The sequence below is a fragment of the Kutzneria buriramensis genome (assembly GCF_003387475.1).
In the GTDB taxonomy this organism is placed as follows: domain Bacteria; phylum Actinomycetota; class Actinomycetes; order Mycobacteriales; family Pseudonocardiaceae; genus Kutzneria; species Kutzneria buriramensis.
On record NZ_QUNO01000004.1, the window covers coordinates 100,613 to 123,634 of the forward strand.

General features: G+C 72.0%; 16 protein-coding genes. 8 read left to right on the forward strand and 8 right to left on the reverse strand.

Annotated elements, in window-relative coordinates; all coding sequences use genetic code 11:
* Nucleotides 1–12 precede the first annotated feature (12 nt).
* Complete coding sequence (locus tag BCF44_RS12445; protein ID WP_116174411.1) at nucleotides 13–888, forward strand: exonuclease domain-containing protein; 876 nt, start codon at nucleotides 13–15, stop codon at nucleotides 886–888.
* Nucleotides 889–996: 108 nt separating this feature from the next.
* Nucleotides 997–1,851: a GGDEF domain-containing protein gene (locus BCF44_RS12450; RefSeq protein ID WP_116174412.1), complete on the forward strand. Its 855-nt coding sequence runs from the start codon at nucleotides 997–999 to the stop codon at nucleotides 1,849–1,851.
* Between the two features lie 220 nt (nucleotides 1,852–2,071).
* Here the strand turns inward: BCF44_RS12450 and BCF44_RS12455 are convergent, their stop codons facing one another.
* Complete coding sequence (locus BCF44_RS12455) at nucleotides 2,072–5,512, reverse strand: beta strand repeat-containing protein (RefSeq protein WP_116174413.1); 3,441 nt, start codon at nucleotides 5,510–5,512, stop codon at nucleotides 2,072–2,074.
* Nucleotides 5,513–5,710: 198 nt separating this feature from the next.
* Nucleotides 5,711–6,586 (reverse strand): hypothetical protein, encoded by an 876-nt coding sequence (locus BCF44_RS12460; protein WP_147328474.1) that lies wholly within the window; start codon nucleotides 6,584–6,586, stop codon nucleotides 5,711–5,713.
* A gap of 201 nt (nucleotides 6,587–6,787) precedes the next feature.
* Here BCF44_RS12460 and BCF44_RS12465 point away from each other — a divergent pair, with 201 nt between their 5' ends.
* Nucleotides 6,788–7,924: an AI-2E family transporter gene (locus BCF44_RS12465; RefSeq protein WP_246014982.1), complete on the forward strand. Its 1,137-nt coding sequence runs from the start codon at nucleotides 6,788–6,790 to the stop codon at nucleotides 7,922–7,924.
* Here BCF44_RS12465 and BCF44_RS12470 read toward each other — a convergent pair whose 3' ends face one another.
* On the reverse strand, nucleotides 7,925–9,121 hold the full coding sequence (locus BCF44_RS12470) for a GGDEF domain-containing protein (RefSeq protein ID WP_246014983.1): 1,197 nt from the start codon (nucleotides 9,119–9,121) through the stop codon (nucleotides 7,925–7,927).
* 133 nt (nucleotides 9,122–9,254) lie between these two features.
* Here BCF44_RS12470 and macS point away from each other — a divergent pair, with 133 nt between their 5' ends.
* Nucleotides 9,255–10,409 (forward strand): MacS family sensor histidine kinase, encoded by a 1,155-nt coding sequence (macS, locus tag BCF44_RS12475; protein ID WP_246014984.1) that lies wholly within the window; start codon nucleotides 9,255–9,257, stop codon nucleotides 10,407–10,409.
* An 11-nt stretch (nucleotides 10,410–10,420) separates the two neighbouring features.
* Nucleotides 10,421–11,059, forward strand: coding sequence for a response regulator (locus BCF44_RS12480; protein ID WP_116174884.1), 639 nt, complete (start codon nucleotides 10,421–10,423; stop codon nucleotides 11,057–11,059).
* 2 nt (nucleotides 11,060–11,061) lie between these two features.
* Here the strand turns inward: BCF44_RS12480 and ptsP are convergent, their stop codons facing one another.
* The gene (ptsP, locus tag BCF44_RS12485; RefSeq protein ID WP_116174416.1) at nucleotides 11,062–12,720 is read right to left on the reverse strand and encodes a phosphoenolpyruvate--protein phosphotransferase; all 1,659 of its coding nucleotides are present in this window, start codon (nucleotides 12,718–12,720) and stop codon (nucleotides 11,062–11,064) included.
* A gap of 3 nt (nucleotides 12,721–12,723) precedes the next feature.
* Nucleotides 12,724–13,617, reverse strand: coding sequence for a ribokinase (locus BCF44_RS12490; protein WP_116174417.1), 894 nt, complete (start codon nucleotides 13,615–13,617; stop codon nucleotides 12,724–12,726).
* 67 nt (nucleotides 13,618–13,684) lie between these two features.
* Between BCF44_RS12490 and BCF44_RS12495 the strand changes: the two genes are divergently transcribed.
* Both BCF44_RS12495 and BCF44_RS12500 read left to right on the forward strand, forming a co-directional pair.
* Nucleotides 13,685–15,487, forward strand: a complete 1,803-nt coding sequence (locus BCF44_RS12495; protein ID WP_116174418.1) for a DUF2339 domain-containing protein — start codon at nucleotides 13,685–13,687, stop codon at nucleotides 15,485–15,487.
* 167 nt (nucleotides 15,488–15,654) lie between these two features.
* The gene (locus tag BCF44_RS12500) at nucleotides 15,655–16,695 is read left to right on the forward strand and encodes an SMP-30/gluconolactonase/LRE family protein (RefSeq protein WP_116174419.1); all 1,041 of its coding nucleotides are present in this window, start codon (nucleotides 15,655–15,657) and stop codon (nucleotides 16,693–16,695) included.
* 3 nt (nucleotides 16,696–16,698) lie between these two features.
* Here BCF44_RS12500 and BCF44_RS12505 read toward each other — a convergent pair whose 3' ends face one another.
* Nucleotides 16,699–16,965 carry a glutaredoxin domain-containing protein gene (locus tag BCF44_RS12505; RefSeq protein WP_281283104.1) on the reverse strand — a complete coding sequence of 89 codons (267 nt, stop codon included), beginning with the start codon at nucleotides 16,963–16,965 and terminating at the stop codon, nucleotides 16,699–16,701.
* A 148-nt stretch (nucleotides 16,966–17,113) separates the two neighbouring features.
* Nucleotides 17,114–19,273, reverse strand: a complete 2,160-nt coding sequence (locus BCF44_RS12510) for an MMPL family transporter (RefSeq protein ID WP_116174421.1) — start codon at nucleotides 19,271–19,273, stop codon at nucleotides 17,114–17,116.
* Nucleotides 19,274–19,384: 111 nt separating this feature from the next.
* Here BCF44_RS12510 and BCF44_RS12515 point away from each other — a divergent pair, with 111 nt between their 5' ends.
* Nucleotides 19,385–20,140: a TetR/AcrR family transcriptional regulator gene (locus tag BCF44_RS12515; RefSeq protein WP_116174422.1), complete on the forward strand. Its 756-nt coding sequence runs from the start codon at nucleotides 19,385–19,387 to the stop codon at nucleotides 20,138–20,140.
* Nucleotides 20,141–20,170: 30 nt separating this feature from the next.
* On the opposite strand, the gene leuS is transcribed toward BCF44_RS12515, so the two are convergent.
* Nucleotides 20,171–22,975, reverse strand: coding sequence for a leucine--tRNA ligase (gene leuS, locus BCF44_RS12520; protein WP_116174423.1), 2,805 nt, complete (start codon nucleotides 22,973–22,975; stop codon nucleotides 20,171–20,173).
* Nucleotides 22,976–23,022: the final 47 nt, after the last annotated feature.

Genomic DNA, 23,022 nt, shown 5'->3' on the forward strand with positions numbered 1-23,022 from the left:
TAACTTGCAGGCGTGTCGGATGGCTATGCGGTCGTTGACGTCGAGACGACGGGATTCGCGGCCGCCGGCCGTGATCGGGTGGTCGAGGTGGCGGTGGTCGGCGTCGATCGGGACGGCGCGATCACCGACGAGTGGTGCACCGTCGTCAACCCGGGCCGCGATCTCGGGCCGCAGCACATTCACCGGATCAGCGCAGGGGATGCCCGCCGCGCGCCGTCGTTCGCGCAGGTGGCGGGCGCGTTGGCGGCGCGGCTGGCCGGCCGGGTGCTGGTGGCGCACAACCTCGCCTTCGACGCGCGGTTCCTCGCCGCCGAGTTCGACCGCCTGGGGTTGCCGGCGCCGGTGTCGGCGGAGTTCGGCCTGTGCACGATGGCGCTCGGCGCGGCGTATCTGCCGCATCGCGGCGGGCGGTCGCTGCGCGCAAGTTGCGATGCGGCGGGCGTCGAACTGCGTGATGCGCACTCCGCGTTGGACGACGCCCACGCCGCCGCTGGGCTGCTGGCGCACTACCTGACCCGCGCCGGCCGCCCCGAGCCGTGGACGGATCTGCTTGCCGCCGCGTCAACCTGGCGGTGGCCGGCACTGCCCGACGACGAGGTGGCGGAGTACCGGCGGGGCAGCTACGTGCCGCCGACGCCCACAGGTGAGGTTCCCTCACTCCGCCTCGGGGACCTGGTCGTCTTCACCGGACAGGCCCACCTGCCCCGCGCCGAGCTGGTCGAACGGACACTCGCGGCGGGACTGCGGGTCAATGCGGGCTATGTCACCAGGCAGACCGCGCTGGTCGTCGCCGCGGACCCGGAGACCATGTCGACCAAGGCCAGGACGGCCCGCCGGTACGGCGTGCCGATCGTGTCGGCCGAGCTGTTCGAGACGCTGATCACCTGAAACCGGCCAAAGATCACCGGTACGGGTGGATCGGGCCCCTTGTTAACGGGCCACCTCGGGGGCAGGCTCATCGTGAAAGCGTGCCTGCGAGGAAGGTGCGAAACGCCGATGAGTGCCGTGGACACGGCGGCACCGATCATCACGGGGACCGTCTGGGACGAGCTGGTGTCCGAGCTTCCCGTGGGGGTGCTGCTTCAGGACGAACGCGGGGCGGTGCTGGCGGCCAACAGCCTGGCCGGGCACCTGCTCGGGCTGAGCCGGGCCGATCTGCTCCGCAACCGCCGGCCCGCAGGCTGGCGGATCTGCGACGACTCCGGCGCGCCGCTGCCGCATGGCGCCGAGCTCGCCGCGCAGGTGTTGCGGGGCAACGGCCGGCTCGCCGTGCCGATGGTGGTGGTGCGCGACGGCGTCGCCGCCTCGCGGCTGTGGGCCGACTTCCATGCCGTCAGCCACCGGGGCCGGCCGAGCGTGCTGACCGTGCTGCAACCGGTGCACACCGACGTGCCGCACAGCCGGGGACTGGTCGACCCGCTGACCGGGCTGCCGAGCCGGGCGCTGCTGCTGGACCGCCTGGAGCAGTCGCTGACCCGGTCCCGCACCAACGGCTCGCTCAGCACGTTCGTGCTGGTGGACGTGCGGAAACTCGCCGAGGTCAACGCCGAGCACGGCTTCGCCGTGGGCGACGGGCTGCTCACCGTGCTGGCCGGTCGACTGCGGCAGGGGCTGCGTGACGACCACACCGTCGCCCGCTACGGCGGCGACGAGTTCGCGGTGGTGGCCGAGCATCCGTGCGGCGACGGCGAGCCCATCGCGGCCCGGGTGCGGGAGCTGACCGAGCGGGCGGTGATGGTGGGCAAGGTGCGGCTGCACCCGAAGGTGCGGGTGTGCTGGGCGACCAGCGACGGCTCCGCCCCCGCGCACCAGGTCATCGGCCACGTCGAGAAGAGACTCCGAACGCCATAGCTGGCCCCTCGCGAGGCCCCGCCCCTGCTTCGCCCGGTTGCTGGATTTTCGAGGTCCGCCGCCCGACGCGCCCCACCACCTAGCCGAAGCGGGCCTCGAAAATCCAGCAAGGGCGAGGCAGGGGGCTCAAAAGGGGCCGAGCCCCCTGCCGGAACGGGCGGCAAAAATACAGAACCCCCGGGACTGGCTGTCCCGGGGGTTCTCGCTAGCTATTCGGAGCTCAGCCCAGGTGCAGGCCCTCGGTCATCGAGCCCAGGTCGCCCAGCAGCTCCTGGCCCGGCAGGTCGCGAGCGCCCGCGTTGGCCAGACCCGGCTGCACGTGCAGGCCGTTCAGGCTCGGCAGCTGCGCCAGGTGCGCGCCCGGGATCAGGTTGTCCGTGGGCAGCGTGCCCGACAGCGTCGGCAGGTCGCGCTCCTGGGCCGGCAGGCCCGGCAGGGACTGCGACAGGCCGCCCAGCGGCAGCAGCTTGAACAGGCCCATCACGCTGTCCACGCCCAGGCCGGCCAGCGGCAGGCCGGCGGCGGTGGGCAGGTCGCGCTGCGTCGGCAGCTCGGCGGCGCCCAGCAGGCGGTTGCTCACCGGAACGTCGATCAGCGGGTGCTCCTCGCCCACGACGGCCGAGGTGACGTTCGCGCCGTGCGCGAGCGCGGTGCCGAACACCTCCACCGGCACGTCGAAGATCTGCACCAGGGCGCCGATCGGCAGGTGCCCGTTCAGGCCCGACAGCTGCTTCATCGCGCCGGCCGTGGTCTGGCTGCCGCCGGACGCCAGCTCGGTGACGTTGACGCCCTTGGTGGCGGCGATGCCGCCGACGGTCACGGCGTCCTCGAACACGCCCGCGATGGCGCCGACCGGGACCTGGAGCAGGTCGCCGGAGATGGAGCCGCCCGTGCCGTTGGTGGCGACGTCGCCGCCGGCCAGGTCGACGACCTTGTTGAAGCCGGAGTGGTAGGCCTGGCCCAGCGCGGACACCGCGTCCTGGGTGACCTGCGCGTCGGCGGCCGCCGGCACGGAGAGCAGGTTGCCGGCCACCGAGCCGAACACGCCGGAGGTGGACGAGTCGCCACCGGCGGTGTTGATCGCGGTGGTTGCGTCCTTGTCGGCGGCGTTGCCGGCCGCGCCCACCGAGTCGTCCAGCACCTCGGCACTGCCCACGAGCGGCACCTGGGCCAGGTTGCCGGCCACGGAGCCGAACTTGCCGTCGGTGTGGGTGACACCGCCGGCGAAGTTGCCGGTCCACGCGGTGGTCTCGCCGACCGCGTTGCCGGCCGCGCCCACCGAGTCGCCGAGGACCTCCGCGTTGATCGCGGCGGGCACCTGCGCGACGTTGCCGGCCCACGAGCCGGCGGTCCCCGAGGTGGTGGTGTCGCCACCGGCCGACGGGTCGATGTAGCTGTGCGCCATCGCCTTCGCGAGGCCACCGAGGGTGACGGCGTCGCCGAGCACGGCGGCGGTCGCGGCGGCCGGCACCTTGGCGACGTTGCCGGAGATCGCGGCGTCGCTGCCGTCGGTGGTGGTCTCCTTGCCGGCGGTGTCGAACACCTTGTTGTCGGCGATCGAGTTGCCGACGCCCGCGGCGGTGACGGTGTCGCCGAGCACGGAGACGACCGGCGCCAGCGGCACCTGGGCGATGTTGCCCGCGACCGAGCCGTCGTGGCCGGACGTCAGGTCGCTGCCACCGGCCATCGAGCTGGTCAGGTTGGTGGCGGTGGCGTTGTCCACGCCGGCGCCCGCGATGGCCCCGCCGAAGCCCTGGATCGCGCCGGCGACCGGCACGTCCGCGATGTTGCCGGTGATCGAACCGCCCTTGCCGCTGGCGTCGATGTCGCCGCCCGCGGTGGAGCTGGTGATGCCCTTGGCGATGGCGTCGCCGTTGCCGACCAGGGTGGCGGTGTCGCCGAACAGCTGCGTGGGCAGCGTGACCGGGACGGCGGCGACGTTGCCGGAGCCGCTGCCCTTGTCGCCGTTGGCCTGCATGTCGTGGCCGGCGGTGGTGGTCGTGGTCGACTGCGCGCTGCCGCTGACGTTGGCGATCAGGCCGGCCGCGTCGCCGAAGGCCTGCACCGGCGCGGTGGCCGGGACGGCGGCGATGTTGCTGCTCAGGGTGCCGCGGTCGTCCTGCGTGTTGACCTTGTCCCCGGCTTCGACGTCCTTGACCTCCTTGGCCAGGCCGTCGGCGTTGCCGGTGAGGCTGGCGCCGGCGCCGAAGATCTCGACGGGCAGCGCGAGCGGCACGTTGGCCTCGTTGCCGCCGGCCATGCCGCCGTTGCCGAGGGTGCCGTTGTAGCCGCCGTCGTTGACCTTGGAGTCGTTGCCGGCCTTGCCCCAGGCGTTGCCGATCCACGACACGGCCGAGCCGAACACGTCGACCGCGCCGGCGACCGGCACGCTCGCGTCGTTGCCGCCCAGCGTGGAGTTGTCGCCGTCGGTGTAGGTGGCGCCGCCGGCCAGCGCGGTGACCTTGTTCAGGTCGGCCGCCTCGGCGGTGCCGATCCAGGTGACGCCGTCGCCGAAGACCTCGACGGGCAGCGCGAGCTCGGGGTCGACGATGTTGCCGGAGCCGGTCGACTTGATGCCGTTGGTGGCGGCGTTGCCACCCGCGCGCAGGTCGTTCTCGGTGACGCCGAGCGCGGTGGTGTTGCCGATCCAGGACACCGCGTTGCCGGCCAGCAGGGCCTTGCTGACGAGCGGCGCCTGCACGATGTTGCCGGACAGGGTGCTCGGGTCGCCCTCGGTCCGGGTGTAGAAGCCGTCGATGGTGTCGCCGGCCTGCACCCAGCCGCTGCTGTGGTTCTTGGCGTCGGCGTTGCCGACCCAGGAGATGGCGTTGCCGTTGGCCTCGACGGGCAGGGCCACCGGGATGCCGCCCAGGTTGCCCGACAGCGTGCCGCCGTCACCGGTGCTGTTCAACGAGCCGCCGGTGGCCACGTCGGTGGAGGCCTTCGAGGCGGTCTCCGAGTTGCCGCCGACGCCGATCGCGTTGCCGGTCAGCTGGACCGGGGTGCCCAGGGCGGCGTCGATGATGTTGCCGGCCAGGGTGCCGCGGGTGCCGTTGCTGTTGAACGGCGTGGTGCCGGTCGCGGTCATCGCCTCGGCGGAGCCGGCGGCGGCCGCGTTGCCCGCGGCGGCGATCGCGTTGTTGTCCAGCTGGACCGGCAGGCCCCAGTCGACGCCGACGATGTTGCCGGCGATCGAGCCGTTGCGGCCGTCGGTCGAGGTGACCGACTGGGCCTCGCAGCCGATGCGCGAGTTGTTGTACGTGGCCGCGTCGCCGGTGGCGCCGATGGCGTTGCCGGAGATGTCGATCGGCACGCACACGTCGAGCGGGATCGTGTTGCCGCGGCTGATGTTCTGCGGCACCGCGACCGGGATGTTCTTCGCCTGCGTGGCCAGCGGGTGCGGGGCCAGCTTGCCGGTGAGCTGGCGCGTGCTCACGGTCTGGCTGACGCCGGGCAGGTTGGTCTTGCCCAGCACGGTGCCCAGCTGGTTGTTCTGCTCGCTGATCGGCACCTTGACGTTGACGTCGACCAGGTCCGTCGCGGGGACACCGAGCGGGTGCGTCGGCGCGGCCTCGGACGCGTTGGCGATGCCAGCGCCCAGGGCGAACATGCCGCCGGTGAGGAGCGCGGCCTGAATACCGCGCTTCGCCCACGTCTGCATTACTTCTCCTTCGGGTTGTCCCTTGCGGGGCTAACGGGTGGCCGGGGGCAACGGCCACCCGGGGAAGTGGGATGCACCCGGCTGAGGGGGGTGGGTGCATCCCGGGTCGTTAGCGCGGCTGGGACGGCGCAGAAGAATGCGCACGGACCGAGAACGGTGCGGGGCAATGCCCCTGCGACCGCCAGCCGCGCGCGGGAATCAGTCAGGCGTGATGCCGGCTTGCTTGCCGGTCAACACGGACACCGACTGCGAGGTGGCCACGACGGACCTGCGCGCAGCGGCGCCGAGGGTGGAGCCGAACGGAAGCTGCCCGGCGGTGGGGGAGCCGGGCGTGCCGGCGCCTCCGTGTCCGAAGCAGCACGGGGCCGACGGGGCCTGGGCAGGCACGGCCGGCATCGGCGTGGAGTTCCTCGGGCCGGACAGGTCCGAGCTCCGGTGCGGCGGCAACGAGTGCCGCACGATGTACACGGTGTCGGCGGACGCGCCGACGACGGCGGCGAGCGGGCCGGCGAGCACACCGGCCGGGTCGAGCCCGGCCGAGGTGACGGACTGCCGGCCGTCGGTCGTCGTGGACGCGCCGTTGAGGTCGCCGATCACCGGGATCGGCAGCCGCACCGGCAGGGTGGCCAGCGGGAACTGGACCACGTGGCGCACCAGCGTGACCGAGTCCCCCACCAGGGCGGCCGGGGCCGGCGTGGCCACGTGCCGCCCCACCTGGACGAAGTCGTCCTGGACCTGGTGGGCGAACCGGTCGAAATCGGCGGAGGAGGGCAGGTTCGCCCCACTCGCCACGATCTGGTGCCCGTCGGCGAGAGAGCCCACGGCCGGCTTGCTCGCGGTCGCGACGGTGCGGGCCATCTCGTGCACCCCGGCGTCCGCTGATGCGGTTTCCGGCGAGTGGCCGTGCGTCACGGCCGCGGGGTTCGCCGTGGCGGCCTGGTGGCCGTCGAGGGTTCCCGCGGACGCGCAGGCGGTGGAGAGGCACCACGCGGCGACCGTCAGGCCCGCCGCGCCGCCGACGGTCAGCAGCGCACGGGTGAGCGCGCGGCGCAGCCGGCCGCCCCCCGTGATCACGTGCCCGTCCGTCGACAAAATGAAGATCCTCTTCCGCTCGCCTGGGGAAACGCCGACATCACCGGCGGAACGCGAAGGCGTCCGCGATGTCGACGCCGAGAGACTGTCAGTTTCGGAACGGTCCTCGCAGCTCCGACACCCCAAGATCCCCTGAAGGTGTGAACGATGCCTTCGGGCGGTTCGGGCGGCTACGGTGATCTCGTGACTTCTGCCCGGCCCGGTCGCCCCGAGGACGTCAGCCAGTCCGTGCCCAAGGTGCTGCGGGTCAGCGCCGCGCTGAGCTGGCGGCTGGTGGCCGTCGCCGCCGCGGTCTGGCTCATCTCCTGGATCGTCGGCTACCTGGCCGTCGTCATCATCCCGGTGGCCATCGCGCTGCTGATGTCCGCGCTGCTCGCGCCGGCGGTGGCCCAGCTGGTGCGCTGGCGGCTGCCGCGCGGGCTGGCCACCGCGATCGTCGTGGTCGGCGGCATCGCCCTGGTCGTCGGCGTGCTCTACGGCGTGATCAACGCCTTCATCGGCGGCCTGCCCGACCTCCAGAAGCAGGTGGCCGGCTCGGTCAAGGCGATCCAGACCTGGCTGGCCGGGCCGCCGCTGCGCGTGTCCACCGACCAGCTCACCGGCTTCACCAACCAGATCGTGAAGCTGATCCAGGACAACCAGCTGACCATCACCACCAGCGCGCTGTCCACCGCGGCCACCCTCACCGAGGTGCTCACCGGCGTCCTGCTGGTGCTGTTCACCACCATCTTCTTCCTGCACGACGGCGGCGGCATCTGGTCGTTCCTGATCAAGATCATCCCGGCCGACGTGCGGCCGCGGGTGGACGTGGCCGGCCGCCGCGGCTTCGCCTCGCTGGTCCGCTACGTGCGGGCCACCGCCGCGGTGGCGGTGGTGGACGCGCTCGGCATCGGGATCGGCATCGGCATCGTCGGCGTGCCGCTGGCGGTGCCGCTGGCCGCGCTGGTGTTCCTCGGCGCGTTCATCCCGATCGTCGGCGCGGTGATCGCCGGCACGGTGGCGGTGCTGGTGGCGCTGGTGGCCAAGGGCTTCGTGTCGGCGCTGATCGTGCTGGCCATCGTGATCGCGGTGATGCAGCTGGAGAGCCACATCCTCCAGCCCCTGCTGCTGGGCCGCGCGGTGCAGCTGCACCCGCTGGCGGTGGTGCTGATGATCGCCGCCGGCTTCACCTTCGGCGGCATCGCCGGCGCACTGATGTCCGTGCCGATCCTGGCCGTGCTGAACTCGGGGATCCGGTCGCTGCTGCACGACCAGGGCGTCGATCCGTCCGAAGTGGACCCGACCCGGCCGCCGAAGGTGGAGCCGGGGCACGGCAAGTAGCTACGCCATCGCGACGAGATTGCGGCCGTAGCCCTTGGCGGACAGCAGGGCCGAGTCGGCGGCGACCAGCAGCGCCGACACGTCGTAGCCGTAGCGGTCCGATGTGGACACTCCGATGCTGACGGTCAGGCCCGACAGCGTGTGCGCCTGGCCGTCGGCGGCGGTGGTCGACACCCGCAGCAGCGAGATGGCGTGCCGGACCCGTTCGGCCACCGACTCGGCGACGCCCGGACCGGTGTCGGGCAGCAGCACCACGAACTCCTCGCCGCCGAACCGCCCGACCAGGTCGCCGTGCCGGACGCTGCCACGCAGCTCGCGGGCCACCGCGGCCAGCGCCGCGTCGCCGGCCAGATGCCCGACCTGGTCGTTGACCCGCTTGAAGTGGTCCAGGTCCAGCAGCATCATCGCGACCGGCCGGCCGCGTCCGGACGCCTTGGCCAGCTCCTCGCGGGCCTGCACGTCCCAGTGCACGGCGTTGGACAGCCCCGTCTTGGCGTCCCGCTGCGCGGAGCGACGCCACTGCGGCAGCTGGGCGGCCCGTTCCAGCAGGAACATCGGCGGCCCGGCGAGCAGCGCTCGGATCGGGTCGGCCAGCACGGCGGCGGCCATCAGCCCGCCGGTGCTCGCCGCGACGATGCCCAGCACCACGTCGATCGGCTCGCCGAACACCTCGTCGGCGCCGGCGGACGGGGCGCGCAGCCGCAGACCGATGGCCACCAGCGCGAAGCGGGTCAGCAGCAGCACCGCGCCGGCGAGCACGAGCATGCCGAAGTCCCAGTTCGGGTGGTCCCAGCCGATGACGAGCCGGGCGGCGAACACCGACAGCGTGGTCGCGGCCAGCGTGAACAGCCAGCGGTGCGCCTGCGGTCCCGGGCCGAGCACGCCGTAGAGGGCGGGGCCGAGCAGGAGCAGCAGCACCAGGTTCGGCGGCAGCAGGAGCAGGCCCGCCGACAGGTAGCAGATGTGCAGCGCCCAGGGGTTGCGCCGGGACTCGTTGGAGAGCTGGGTGGCGATCGCCGTGATCACGACGACCACCACGCCGGTGCCCGCGACCGCGCCGAAGCGGCCGAGGTCGGCGAGCTGCGGCGGCGGGGTCGCGGCCAGGACGTAGCCGCCCAGCGCCACCGCGGCGAGGTCCACTGCGAGCCAGTAGACCAACGCGGGCCTCGGCAGGGTCCACATCGACCAGTCGCGCACGTGAGTTCCGTTTCCGACACGTCACCGGATGTCGTTGAGCCTCGCACACGTCGTGACGTGAGCAGAAGTCCACCGGTCAGGGATACCCGGATCCACCCGGTCACGGCAGGATGTCCGCGGGGAGGAGCACGTGGTGAGGAACAGACCAGCCATTCCGGGGATCAGTCCCGACGACGATCCGGCCACGCCGTTCTGGCGGGGCCTGATCGTGCTACGCATCGTGACATGGGCGTTCGCGCTCGGCAGCATCTGGCTCAACGCCCACACCTTCGCGGTGGCGTGGGCCGGGTGGCTTGTCGCCGGCGTGATGACCGTGTGGACCGGCGTGCTCACGTTCTTCTACGTGACGCCGCCCGGCCGCCTGCCGCAGCTCGTGATCGCCGACCTCGTGCTGAACACCGTGCTGATGCTGTCGTCGGTGCCGATCGTCGGCCCCGCGCAGTTGCAGGGCGGCGCGCAGACCATCACCACCCTGTGGTCCGCAGCCGTGCCGGTCGGCGGCGCGATCTACGGGGGCCGGTACTGGGGGCTGCTGTTCGGCGGCATCACCGCCGTGGCCAACGTGCTGCCGCGCGGCTACTTCAACATCTACCTCGCCGAGGACACCGTGCTGCTGATCGGCGTCAGCTTCGTGGTCGGCGTGGCGACGGAGGCGACCCGCAACTCGGCGGACCGGGTGCGGCAGGCGCTGCGCACCGAGGCGGCGACCGCGGAGCGGGAGCGGCTGGCGCGGTCCATCCACGACGGCGTGCTCCAGGTGCTGGCCCGGGTGCGCAAGCGCGGCCTGGAGGTCGGCGGCGAGGCGGCGGAGATCGCGGAGCTGGCCGGCGAGCAGGAGATCGCGCTGCGGTCGCTGATCGCGTCCGGGCCGCTGGAGTCCACTGTGGATGGCGACACCGACCTGCGGCAGTGGTTGCAGCTCATGGCCACGCCGTCGATCTCGGTGGCCGCGCCGGCGACGCCGGTGCTCGTGCCGCAGGTGACCGCCGGCGAGCTCGCGGCCGCCGTGCGCGAGGCGCTGTCCAATGTGGACAAGCACGCCGGGTCGGCGGCGCGGGCGTGGGTGCTGCTGGAGGATCTCGGCGGCGAGGTGGTGCTCAGCGTCCGTGACGACGGCGTGGGCATCGCGGACGGCCGGCTGGCCGCCGCCGAGGCCGAGGGCCATCTCGGTGTCTCCCAGTCGATCCGGGGACGGATCGCCGACCTGGGTGGCACCGTCGAGCTGACGACGGCGCCCGGCGAGGGCACCGAGTGGGAGTTGCACGTGCCGACAGGGGGATCCAGGTGAGCGTGTCGGTGATGGTCGTCGACGACCATCCGATGTGGCGGGCCGGCGTGGCCCGCGACCTGCAGGAGCGGGGCTTCGAGGTGGTTGCCACGGCCAGCGACGCGGCGTCGGCGGTGCGGATCGCCGGCACCGTCCGGCCGGACGTGGTGCTGATGGACCTCAACCTGGGTGCGCAGACCGGCGTGGAGGCGACCCAGCAGATCATCGCCGCGCGGCCGGAGACGCGGGTGCTGGTGCTGTCGGCCAGCGGCGAGCAGAGCGACGTGCTGGAGGCGGTGAAGGCCGGCGCCTCCGGCTACCTGCTCAAGTCGGCGTCGGTCGAGGAGCTGGTGGACGCGGTCAACCGGACCGCCGAGGGCGCGGCGGTGTTCACCGCCGGCCTGGCCGGGCTGGTGCTCGGCGAGTACCGGCGGATGGCCGCCGCGCCGGCCGGGCCGGAGCCGGCCCCGGAGCTGACCGACCGGGAGACCGAGGTGCTGCGCCTGGTGGCGAAGGGCATGACCTCCCGCCAGATCGCCACCAAGCTGGTGATCTCGCACCGGACCGTGGAGAACCACGTCCAGTCCACGCTGCGCAAGCTCCAGCTGCACAACCGGGTCGAGCTGGCCCGCTACGCCATCGAGCACGGCCTGGACGCGGACCAGCACTGACCTCAGTGGTTGCGGCGCGGCGTGAGCGCCGCCCGCGCCGCCAGGCGCGCGTGCTCCGGGTCGTGCGTGGCCACGGCCGCCTTGGCCGCGAGCTGGCACTGGTCGAAGTGCACCTCGGCCAGGCCGGCACCCACCCGCTGCAACGCGCTCGCGTTCATCGACAGGCTGGTCATGCCGAGGCCGACGAGCACCGCCGCCAGGTGCGGATCGGCCGCCGCCTCGCCGCAGACGCCGGCCGGCTTGCCGGTCTCGCCGGCGGCCTTGCCGACCAGGGCGATCAGCCGCAGCAGCGCCGGCTGCCAGGGGTCGTTGAGCGCCGCCACGGCGCCGACCTGCCGGTCCGCCGCGAACGTGTACTGGGCCAGGTCGTTGGTGCCGAGGCTGACGAAGTCGACGGCGTCGAAGACCTCGCGGGCGGTCAGCGCGGCCGCCGGCACCTCGATCATCACGCCGGCCTTCGCGATGCCGGCGGCGCGGACCCGCTCGGCGAACCAGCCCGCCTCCTCGGCGGTGGCCACCATCGGCGCCATGACCTGGACCAGCGCGCCGGTCTCGGCGGCGGCCGCGGCGATCGCCTCCAACTGCCGGTCCAGCACGTCGGTACGGGTGAACGCGACCCGCAGGCCGCGCACGCCCAGCGCCGGGTTGGGCTCCGGGTCGGGGGCGAGGAAGGCCAGCGGCTTGTCCGCGCCGGCGTCCAGCGTGCGGACGGTCACCGGCTTGCCGGCGAACGGCTTGAGCACCGCTGTGTAGGCGGCGGTCTGCTCGGCCACCGAGGGCTCGTTGGTCGCCGACAGGTAGCAGAACTCGGTGCGGAACAGGCCCACGCCCTCGGCCCCGTTGGCCGCGGCGGCCGTCGCGTCGGCGGCGGAGCCGACGTTGGCCAGCACCTTGATCCGGTTGCCGTCGAAGGTGATGCCGACGCCGTCCCAGTGCACTTCCTTGCCCGCGGCGGCGGCGAGCACCTCGACGCGGCCGGCGGGGACCTCGACGACACCGGTGTCGCCGTCGACGATCAGGCCGCGGACTTCGCCCAGCGCCAGCAGGCCGGTGGTGGCGACGACGGCCGGGATGCCCAGCGCCCGCGCGAGGATGGCGGTGTGGCTGGTCGGCCCGCCTTCCTCCGTCACGAGGGCGAGCACCTTGCTCGGGTCGAGGCCGGCGGTGTCGGCCGGCGCCAGGTCGCGGGCGACCAGCACGGACGGCCCGGTCAGCGTCGGCACGCCGGGCGGCTCCACGCCCATCAGCTCGGCGACGATGCGGTCGCGCACGTCCCGGATGTCGCGGACCCGCTCGGCCATGTAGCCGCCGGCCGCGGCCAGCGCGGCCGCGAACGTCTCGGCGGCCTCGAACACGGCTCGGGTCGCGGGCAGCGACTTGGTGGTCACGAGCTTCTCGGCCTGGCTGGCCAGCGACGGGTCGGCGGCCATCGCGGCGGTGGTCTCCAGGACCTCCTTGGCCTCGCCGGTCGCGGCGTCGGCGCGCTCGGTCAGCCGGGCGACGACGGCCGCCGCGGCCGGCTTGATCCGGGCGGCCTCGGCCGCCGGATCGGCGGGCGCCGGCGTCGCCGCCGGCTCCGGCAGCGGGTCAGCGACCCGCACGACGGGGCCGGAGGCCCGGCCCGCACTCACCCCGACACCCTTGAGTCGCGCGCTCGACATGGTCTAGACCATACCCTCCGCCCGGTCGACCTCACCACGGGTCGGGTAGGAAGCCTGCGCACCCGGCCGCGTCACCGAGACGGCCGCCACCCGCACCGCCCGGCGAGCCGCCGCGACCAGGTCGTCCCCGGCCGCCAACTGCGTGATCAACGCTCCCACGAAGGCGTCGCCCGCGCCGGTCGTGTCGACCGCCCTGACGCTCGGCGAGGACACCTCCGTCGTGCCGGCGGACTCGATCACCAGCGCCCCGCGGCTGCCCAGCGTCACCACCGCCGAGCGCGGTCCGAGGCCGAGCAGCTTGGTCACATCGGTCGCGCCGTCCAGCAGCCACTGCGCCTCGTGCTCGTTCACCACCAGCGGATCCAGTGCCGCAAGCGTTTGCGACGACAGCTTCGCCACCGGCGACAGGTTCAGCACCGCCCGAGTCCCGGCCTCGGCCGCCAGCGCCACCGCCCGCTCGATGGCCGGCAGCGGCACCTCCAGCGAGGCCAGCAGCACCTTGGCCCCCGCGATCGTTTTCCGCGCCGCCTCGACCTGGTCGACGTCCACCGCCGAGTTCGCACCGGGGGACACCACGATCGTGTTCTCCCCGTCCGGCGTGATCGTGATGTAGGCGGCCCCGGTCGGCCGATCCACCGTGCGCACCAGGTCGAGCTGCACGCCGGCCCGGCTCATCGACCCGCGCAGCAGCTCGCCGTGCTGATCGCCGCCCACCGCACCCAGCAGCGCGACCCGGCCGTCCTGCAACGCCGCCGCCACCGCCGCGTTCGCGCCCTTGCCGCCGGCGGCCAGCACCGTGTCCGATCCGAGCACCGTCTCGCCCGGGCCCGGGCGGCGTTCCACCTGCACCACGACGTCGGCGTTCGCCGATCCGATCACCACCACCTCAACGGTCACATCACAACCCTGCCACGTGAGTAGTGCTACGGATCCATTCGGCGGCGGCAGAACTCATCCTGACGGCATGACCACTTCGGAACCGCTGGCGCGACTGGCCGCCGAGCTGGACTTCATCGGGCGGCGGCTCCAGGTCGTCAGCCAGGAGTTGCAGCGCACGCAGGTCGTGGGCCCCGCGCCGTCGTTCGTGCAGACCTCGATGCCGATGCCGATGCCGGTCCCGGTCCAGCCGCCCGGCGCGCCCATGCCCGCACCCGTGCCCGGCCAGATGCCGCCGCCCAGGTACGTCCCGCCGCCTCCGCTGCCGGAACGCCTCGGCCGCGAGGGCGCCGGCAGCAAGGTCGTGGCCTGGGTCGGCGGTTCCGTCACGCTGCTCGGCATCGTGCTGCTGATGGTGCTGGCGGTGCAGCGCGGCTGGCTCGGACCGGAGCCGCGGGTGGTCGTCGGCGGTGGGCTGGGGCTCGCGCTGATCGCCGGCGGCCTGTGGGTGCACCGGAATCCCGCCGGCCGCAGCGGTGCGTACGCGCTGGCCGCGACCGGTATCGCGGTCCTCTACCTGGACATCGCCGCCGCGACCTCGCTGTACGGGCTGATGCCGCAGTGGGCCGGGCTGCTCGTGGCCCTGCTGGTCGCCGCCGGTGGACTGCTGCTGGCCGCGCGCTGGAACGCCCAGTTCATCGCCATCTGGGTGATCCTCGGCTGCGCGGTGTGCGATCCGGTGCTGACGCACGGGTTCACGGCGCTGCTGGTGGCATTCCTGGTGGTGTTGCAGATCGGCGCGATGCCGGCCCAGTTGCTGCGGAGCTGGCCGGCGCTGGCGCTGGTCGCCGGCATCCCGCCCGTGCTGGCCAGCCTGGTGACCACAGTGTTCAGCGCCGGGCCCGGCGACCGCATGCAGACCGCCGGCGTGGCGCTGGCGGCGACGGTGGTCGGCGTCGCCGTCGCCGTGGTGGCGACGCTGCGCGACCGCGAGAACGTCGCGATGCCGGCGATCCTGCTGGCCACCGCCCCGGTTGCCGCGCTCGTCGCCGGCGTCACGCTGACCAAGTCGGAGGCCACGTGGCTGGCGGTGATCGTCGCCGTGCTGATGCTCGCGGTGGCGGTCTGCGACCGCTGGCTGGGCACACCGATCACGGTCACGGCGGCGGTCCTTGGCTCGGTCGCCGTCGTGGACGCGACCGTGCACGCGCTGACCGGCCCCACCCAAGCCGTCACCCTTCTGGGTGAATCTTTGGTGCTGGTTCTGGCCGCCGATCTCGTCCGGCACCGGGCTGCGCTGCTCGCCGCGCTGCTGACCGGCGGATTCGGCCTGCTCTGGGGCCTGACGACAGTCACGCCGGCCATGCTGGTCGTCTACCGGCCCGAGCAGGAGCTGACCGTCAGCACCGCGCTGACGGCCCTGCTGGTGGCCGTCGTGGCGATCGCGATTCCGCTGGTCGGGTACCGGATGAAGGTCATCGGAGCGCCGATCCGCCAGGCCGCGCCGTGGATCGTCGCCGGCGTCGTGATGCTGTACGGCGCGGCCGGCGCGGTGCTGTCCACCGCCCTGCTGATCGAGCCCGACCGGACCGGATTCGTGTTCGGGCACGCCGTGATCACCGTGTCGTGGACCGTCGCCGCCATCGCGTTGCTACTGCTCGGCGTCCGCTCCGCGGCGCTGCGCGCGGTCGGATTGGTGCTGGTCGGGGCCGCTGTCGTGAAGCTCATCCTGTTCGACCTGGCGACCTTGGACGGGCTCGCCCGCGTGCTCGCCTTCTTGGCCGCAGGCCTGCTACTGCTGCTGGCGGGCACGCGGTACGCCCGTCTGGTCTCACGTGAAGGAGTCATAACGGATGAGTCGCGGGGCGTAACAAATCAGGTGCAGGACTGATACACACTGGTGTACCGGCTGTTTTGGCAGCCGGTTGGGTGCCCTGGCGCCGATCGCGTAGCCCCCCGAGCGATACGGCACCAGGGCACTTATGCGTTCTCGGCCGTGGGCAAACGTTCACCCGTCCCGGGTGCGCGAGTGGCCGGGACCATGGTCAAAATGCTCCCATGCGCCTTGTGACCACCACGCGCTGCCAGCGTCGGTTCGGCGCTCGGCGACTGCGAGCACTGGTGGCGGTCGGAATCGCGTGCGCGCTGCTGGCCGCCGGGCTGGAGGCCGAGCTACCGGTGGAGATCCAACCCGCGGTGAACGCCGCCGCGGTGCACGCGTTCGTCGCCGGGGACACCGGTGAGCTCCAGATCCTGGACATCGCCGCCGGCGATGTCACCGCCGTGGTGGACACCGGCGGCAAGGTCACCGGCCTCGCGGCGAGTCCCGACGGCCGCACCGTGTACGTGGTCAACGGCTGGACCGGCTCGGTAGCCGTCGTCGATGTGGCCCAGGCCAAGGTGGTCAAGCGGTTCCAGGTCAAAGCCGAGCTCGACTCGGCCGTGGTGCGGCCGGACGGCAAGCGCCTCTACGTCACCGGCACCGCGGGCGGGCAGGGCGTGGTGCTCGGCTTCGACACCGCCACCGACACGCTCGCCGCCGTGGTGCAGGTCGGCAGCGTCCCGACCGGCATCGCCGTCACGCCCGACGGCAATCACCTCTACGTGACGAACAACCAGAGCGCGACCGTCACCGTGATCGACCCGCGGATCGCGACCGTCACCCGCACCGTGCCCGTGGACCTGCTGCCTCAGTACGTCGCGATCAGCCCCGACGGCGCCACCACCTACGTCACGCACACCAGCCAACTGTCCAACACGGACGGTTCGGTCACCGTGCTGGACAACAAGACCGACAAGGTCGTCGCGCGCATCCCCGTCGGCGTCGGCGCGTGCGCGCTCGCCGTCACCGCCGACCGGCTGTACGTCGCCAACCTCCAGGACCGCACCGTGTCCGTTGTGGACACGGTGACCCGACGCCTGGTGCAGACGCTCGTGTTCCCCGTGTACGGCATCGCCGTCTCCAACCGGGACCACAGCGTCTACCTGGCCACCGGCCACACCACCGCCGTCGTCGACGGCGGCACCGGCCAGCTCACCTCGACGATCCGCATCACCGGCGAGAAGCAGCCGGCGACCGTCGTCGCGGTCACCGGCTGAGCCTCACTGCTGAGGGAGGAGCTCCGGCGCCTCGGCCTGCACGGCCGCCAGCACCTGCTGGATCGAGGGGTTGACCATCCAGGTGCTGCCCACGTTGACCGTCGGCACCGTCTCGTTGCCGTTGGCCGCCGCCCGCACCGCCGCCGCCGCGTCCGGGTCCTGCCAGATGTCCAGCTCGCGGTAGGGCAGGCCGCTGCGCTTGAGGTTGGACCGCAGCATGTCGCAGAAGGGGCAGCCCGGCCGCACGTGTACAAGCACTTCAGTGGTCACTCGATGGCCAACCTCTCGCCCGGAACCGATATTCCATCCCCCACCCATCCCTGGGGGGCGTCCCTCGCTCAGCGTACCGAGCCGAGGGCCGCTCCCGGGGCGGCGAAGATCCACATGTGGACAACTCCGGCCCTGTGGACAACCGCGGTCAGTGCACGAGCTCCGGCTCCCGCACAACCGCCACGTCGTCGTCCGGCTCGTCCGACTCCTGGATGCCGACCCGCTCCTGGAGCCGGCGCAGCGGACCGGGGGCCCACCACGCGGCGTTGCCGAGCAGCCGCAGCACGGCCGGCACCAGCAGCAGCCGCACCACCGTCGCGTCCAGCACCAGCGCGACGATCATGCCGACGCCGATGAACCGCATGATCACGATGCTGGACAGGCCGAAAGCGCCGGTGACGACGATCAGCAGCAGGGCGGCGGCGCTGATCATCCGACCCGTGCGGACCAGGCCGGTGCGCACGGCCTCGGGCGTGGACATGCCCTTGTTCCGGGCCTCGACCATCCGCGACAGCAGGAACGTCTCGTAGTCGGTGGACAGGCCGAACACGAGCGCACCGATCAGCACCATCACGCCGACCTGCATCGGCTGCGGCGTCACGTCGAGCACCCCGGCGCCGTGCCCCTCCTGGAACACGAACGTCAGCACGCCGAAGGTCGCCGACAGGCTCAGGGCGCTCATCAGCACGGCCTTGATCGGCAGCAGCACGGAGCCGAACGCCAGGAACATCAACAGCAGCGTCGCGCCGACGAGGATGGCGACCATCCACGGCAGCCGGTCGAAGATCGACTGGGTGCTGTCGGCCAGCTTGGCCGTGAAGCCGCCGACCAGCACCTCGGTGCCTGCCGGGTGGGGCAGCGCCCGCAAATCCTTGACGGCATCCTTGGCCTGGTCGCCGAGCGGGTCACCGGGCAGGTTGCCGGTGAACACGTACACGTCGCCCTTGGCGCCGACCGGGTGCACGTCACTGGCGACCTTGCCGGCGTCCTGGACGAACTTCGCCATGTCGGCCTGGCCCAGCGTCTTGCCCCGCAGCACGATCGAGGCGACGTCGTTGCCGGTGGACGGGAACGCCTTGGTGATGGACTCGATGGCCTGACGCCCGGGGTCGCTGGGCGGCAGCTGCTTCTCGTCGGCGGCGCCGAACTTCACGTTCAGGAACGGCGCGCCGAGCACCAGCAGCACGGCGACGATCGGCACCACGAACAGCGCCGGCCGCTTCATCACGGTGCCGGCCACGCGGTTGAGCCAGCGCGGCTCCGGGTTGGCGGCCTTGCCCCGCCGCCACGGCACCGACAGCTTGTCGATACGGGGACCGAGCACGCTCAGCATCGCCGGCAGCAGCGTCAGCGACACGATGGCGGCGATGGCCACCGCGGACATGCCGCCGTAGGCGACGGCCTTGAGGAAGTCGAGCGGGAACACCATCAGCCCGGCCAGGGCGATCACCAGCAGCGTCGCGGAGAAGGCGACGGTCCGTCCGGCGGTGGCGACGGTGCGGCGCACGGCCTCGGCGGTGTCGCGACCGGCGGCGAGTTCCTCACGGAACCGCCCGACGGTGAACAGGCCGTAGTCGATGGCCAAGCCCAGCCCCAGCAGCGACGCCACGTTCACCGCGAAGGTGTTCACGTCCAGGCCGAGGGAGATCAACCGCAGCACGCCCAGCGCGCCGAGGATGGACAGGCCGCCGACGAGCACCGGCATCAGCGCCGCGACGACGCTGCCGAAGATCACCACCAGCAGCACGAGCACCACCGGCAGCGAGACGAACTCGGCGAACTCCACGTCGGTCATGGACTTGTCGGTGATCGTCTTCTGGAGCGGCGCCTGGCCGCCGATCTGGGTCTGCACGCCGTCGACCGCGAGCTTGTCGGCGATCGCCGCGTACTGCGCGCTCTGCTTGCTCTGGTCGGCGGAGGCAAGGGTGATGGTGGCCAGACCGTGCGTCCTGCTCGCGTCGGCGAGCTGCGGCACGTGGGTGTTCCAGTACGAGACGACCTTGCTCACGTCGTCCTTGGGCAGCGCCGCCAGCTTGTCGTTGATCTTGCGGGCCAGTGCCGGGTCGTCGACGGTGGTTCCGGCCGGCGCGGTGTACAGCACGACGACGTCGCCGCCCTGCTTGCCGATGGAGTCCTCGATCACCTTGTCGACCTGCGCGGCCTGGCTGCCGGGATCGTCGTAGCCGCCCTGGGTGAGGCTGCCGGTCACCCCCGCACCCCAGGCGCCGCCGATCACCGTCAGCAACAGCACGCCGATGATCACGATCCAGCGGCGTCGGTACGCCAGCGTTCCCCAGGAAGCGAACATCCACCCCTCCGTCGTTGTACCGTTCCCCTAGGACAGCCACCTGTAAACACTGTTAACTCGGTCCGACGGTACGGGATGGTTAACGGCGTTTACAACACGATGGGGTGAACTATGACGGAGACCACGCGACGTGATCGGCCCCGCGCCGACACCGAGCGGGAAATCCGCCAGCAGGCGCGCAGGCTACTGGTGGAGCAGGGCCGCGAGGCCGTCACGCTGCGCGCGATCGCCCGTGAGCTGGGCATCACCGCGCCCGCGCTGTACCGGTACTACGACTCGCGCGAGGACCTGCTGCGGCGCGTGATCGACGACATCTGCGTCGACCTGGGCGCGGAGCTGACCGCCGACATCGGCCAGATCGACGAGCACGACGCGGTCGGCGGCGTGCTGGCCGTCTGCCGCGGTTTCCGCCGCTGGGCGCTGGCCCACCCGCAGGAATTCACCCTCGTCTTCGCCTCGCCCGACGACTCCGCGCACTGCGTGGTCGACGACTCGACGGGCAAGATGCTGCGGCCGGCCAAGGACCAGTTCGGCCGGATCTTCCTGAACATGGCCGGCAAGCTGCTGGCCGCCCACGAGCTGCTGCTGCCCGACGAGGAGCACGTGCCCGAGGAGCTGCGCGGCGACCTCATCGCCTTCCGCGGCACCCTGCTGGCGCAGATCAAGCAGGAGGGCATCGAGCTGCCCGAGCAGGCGCTCAACCTGTCCGTGGTCTACCTGATGCTCCAGTTCTGGGTCCGCCTGTACGGCCAGGTGGCCCTGGAGGTGTTCGGGCGGTTCCCGTTCGCGGTGACCAACCCGGAGCCGCTGTTCGAATCCATGCTCACCCAGCTGCTGGACGACATCGGCCTGGCCGACGCGGCCTGAGGGGTCCCGCGAGCGGGACCCCTCAGGGACTCACGCGACGATGTTGACCAGCCGGCCCGGCACCACGATGACCTTGCGCGGCTCCTTGCCGCCCAGCAGCTCGGCCACCTTCGCGTCGGCCAGCGCGACCGCCTTGACCTGCTCCTGGTCGGCGTCGGCGGCCACGGTGATCCGCGCCTTCACCTTGCCGTTGACCTGGATCGGGTACTCGACCGTGTCGTCGACCAGGTAGCGCTCGTCGGCCACCGGGAACGGCCCGTGCGCCAGCGAGGTGTCGTGGCCCAGCCGCTGCCACAGCTCCTCGGCGATGTGCGGGCACAGCGGCGCCAGCATCAGCACCAGCGGCTCGGCGACCGACCGCGGCGTGACGCCGGCCTTGGTCAGGAAGTTGTTCAGCTCGATCAGCTTCGCGCCGGCGGTGTTGTAGCGCATCTCCGCGTAGTCCTCGCGGACGCCGGCGATCGCCTTGTGCAGCGCGCGCAGCGTCGCCTCGTCCGGCTCCGCCTCGCTGACCCGCAGCTGCCCGGTCTCCTCGTCGACCATGTTGCGCCACAGCCGTTGCAGGAAGCGCTGCGCGCCGACGACGTCCTTGGTCGCCCACGGCCGGGAGACCTCCAGCGGCCCCATGGACATCTCGTACAGCCGGAAGGTGTCGGCCCCGTAGTTGTCGCACATCTCGTCGGGGGTGACGACGTTCTTCAGGCTCTTGCCCATCTTGCCGTACTCGCGGTTGACCTCCTGGTCCTGCCAGAAGTACTTGCCGTCCCGCTCGACGACCTCGTCGGCCGGCACGTACACGCCGCGCGCGTCGGTGTAGGCGTAGGCCTGGATGTAGCCCTGGTTGAACAGCCGGCGGTACGGCTCGTCCGAGCTGACCTCGCCCAGGTCGAACAGCACCTTCTGCCAGAACCGGGAGTACAGCAGGTGCAGCACGGCGTGCTCGACGCCGCCGATGTACAGGTCCACGCCGCCCGGGTCGGCGGAGCCGTGGATCTCCGGGCGCGGGCCCAACCAGTACTTCTCGTTGACCGCGTCGACGAACCGGTCGGTGTTCTCCGGGTCCACGTAGCGCAGCTGGTACCAGCAGGAGCCGGCCCAGTTGGGCATGGTGTTGGCGTCGCGCCGGTACATCTTCGGCCCGTCGCCCAGGTCCAGCTCCACGTTCAGCCACTCGGTGGCGCGGGACAGCGGCGGCGACGGCTCGGTGTTCGGGTCGTTCGGGTCGAAGGTCCGCGGCGAGTAGTCGTCCACCTCGGGCAGCTCGACCGGCAGCTGGTCGACGGGGATGTCGTGGGCGACGCCGTGCTCGTCGTAGACGATCGGGAACGGCTCGCCCCAGTAGCGCTGCCGGGAGAACAGCCAGTCGCGCAGCTTGTACTGCACGGTGCCCTCGCCGGCGCCGCGCTCGGCCAGCCACTCGGTGATCGCCTTCTTGGCCTGCACGACGTCCATGCCGTCCAGGAAGCCCGAGTTGATGGCGGGGCCCTCGCCGGTGAAGGCCTTGCCGTCGAAGCCTTCCGTGGGCTGCACGGTGCGGATGATCGGCAGCCCGAACACCTCGGCGAAGTCCCAGTCGCGGGTGTCCTGACCGGGCACCGCCATGATCGCGCCGGTGCCGTAGCCCATCAGCACGTAGTCGGCGACGAACACCGGGATGCTCGCGCCGTTGACCGGGTTGACCGCGTACGAGCCGGTGAACACACCGGTCTTGTCCTTGTTCTCCTGACGGTCCAGTTCGGACTTGCGGGAGGCCGCCAGCCGGTACGCCGCAACGGCTTCCGCCGGGGTGGCCGCGCCACCGGTCCACCGGTCGTCCACATCGGACGGCCAGGCGTCGGCGGTCAGCGAGTCCACCAGCGGGTGCTCCGGGGCTACTACCAGGTAGGTCGCGCCGAACAGGGTGTCGGGCCGGGTGGTGAAGACCTCGATGCTGTGCTCGCCGGACGCGAAGCGGACCCGGGCGCCGTGCGAGCGCCCGATCCAGTTGCGCTGCATCGACTTGATCTTCTCGGGCCAGTCCAGCCGGTCCAGGTCGTCGACCAGGCGGTCGGAGTAGGCGGTGATGCGCATCATCCACTGGCGCAGGTTGCGCCGGAACACCGGGAAGTTGCCGCGCTCGCTGCGGCCGTCCGCGGTGACCTCCTCGTTGGACAGCACGGTGCCCAGGCCCGGGCACCAGTTCACCGGCGCCTCGGACAGGTAGGCCAGCCGCCGTGAGTCGATCTTCGCGCGGCGCTCGTCGTCGGACAGCGTCGCCCAGGACGGGTCCTTGGCGTACTCGGCCTCCAGCTCGGCGATCGGCCGCGCCCGCCCGGCCGACTCGTCGTACCAGGAGTTGTAGATGCGCAGGAAGATCCACTGCGTCCACCGGTAGTAGCCCGGGTCGATGGTGGAGATCCGGCGGCGCTCGTCGTGGCCCAGCCCCACCCGGCGGATCTGCCGCAGGTAGGTGGCGATGTTGTCCTCGGTGGTCTTGCGCGGGTGCTGCCCGGTCTGCACGGCGTACTGCTCGGCCGGCAGGCCGAACGCGTCGAAGCCCATGGTGTGCAGCACGTTCCGGCCGTTCATCCGGTGGAACCGGGCGAACACGTCGGTGCCGATGAAGCCCAGGGGGTGGCCGACGTGCAGGCCCGCGCCCGACGGGTACGGGAACATGTCCTGCACGAACATCTTGTCGGCGGGCAGCGGCGCGTCGCTGCTCAGCGCGCCGACCGGGTTCGGCGCGTGGAAGGTGCCGTGCTCCTCCCAGTGCTGCTGCCAGCGGCGCTCGAACTCGCCGGCCAGTTCGGCGGTGTAACGGTGGGCCGGCGCCGCCTCAGCGGTCTGCTCGGTCATCGAAGTCCCTCTCGTCGTACCTGCCCCTGACAACACAAAACCCCCCA

What these genes read in the sequence shown, in the direction of transcription:
- BCF44_RS12450 (WP_116174412.1), top strand. Translation starts at nt 997, where the DNA reads ATGAGTGCCGTGGACACGGCGGCACCGATCATCACGGGGACCGTCTGG.
- BCF44_RS12455 (WP_116174413.1), bottom strand. Translation starts at nt 5,512, where the DNA reads ATGCAGACGTGGGCGAAGCGCGGTATTCAGGCCGCGCTCCTCACCGGC.
- BCF44_RS12480 (WP_116174884.1), top strand. Translation starts at nt 10,421, where the DNA reads ATGGTCGTCGACGACCATCCGATGTGGCGGGCCGGCGTGGCCCGCGAC.
- ptsP (WP_116174416.1), bottom strand. Translation starts at nt 12,720, where the DNA reads ATGTCGAGCGCGCGACTCAAGGGTGTCGGGGTGAGTGCGGGCCGGGCC.
- BCF44_RS12495 (WP_116174418.1), top strand. Translation starts at nt 13,685, where the DNA reads ATGACCACTTCGGAACCGCTGGCGCGACTGGCCGCCGAGCTGGACTTC.
- BCF44_RS12500 (WP_116174419.1), top strand. Translation starts at nt 15,655, where the DNA reads ATGCGCCTTGTGACCACCACGCGCTGCCAGCGTCGGTTCGGCGCTCGG.
- BCF44_RS12510 (WP_116174421.1), bottom strand. Translation starts at nt 19,273, where the DNA reads ATGTTCGCTTCCTGGGGAACGCTGGCGTACCGACGCCGCTGGATCGTG.
- BCF44_RS12515 (WP_116174422.1), top strand. Translation starts at nt 19,385, where the DNA reads ATGACGGAGACCACGCGACGTGATCGGCCCCGCGCCGACACCGAGCGG.
- leuS (WP_116174423.1), bottom strand. Translation starts at nt 22,975, where the DNA reads ATGACCGAGCAGACCGCTGAGGCGGCGCCGGCCCACCGTTACACCGCC.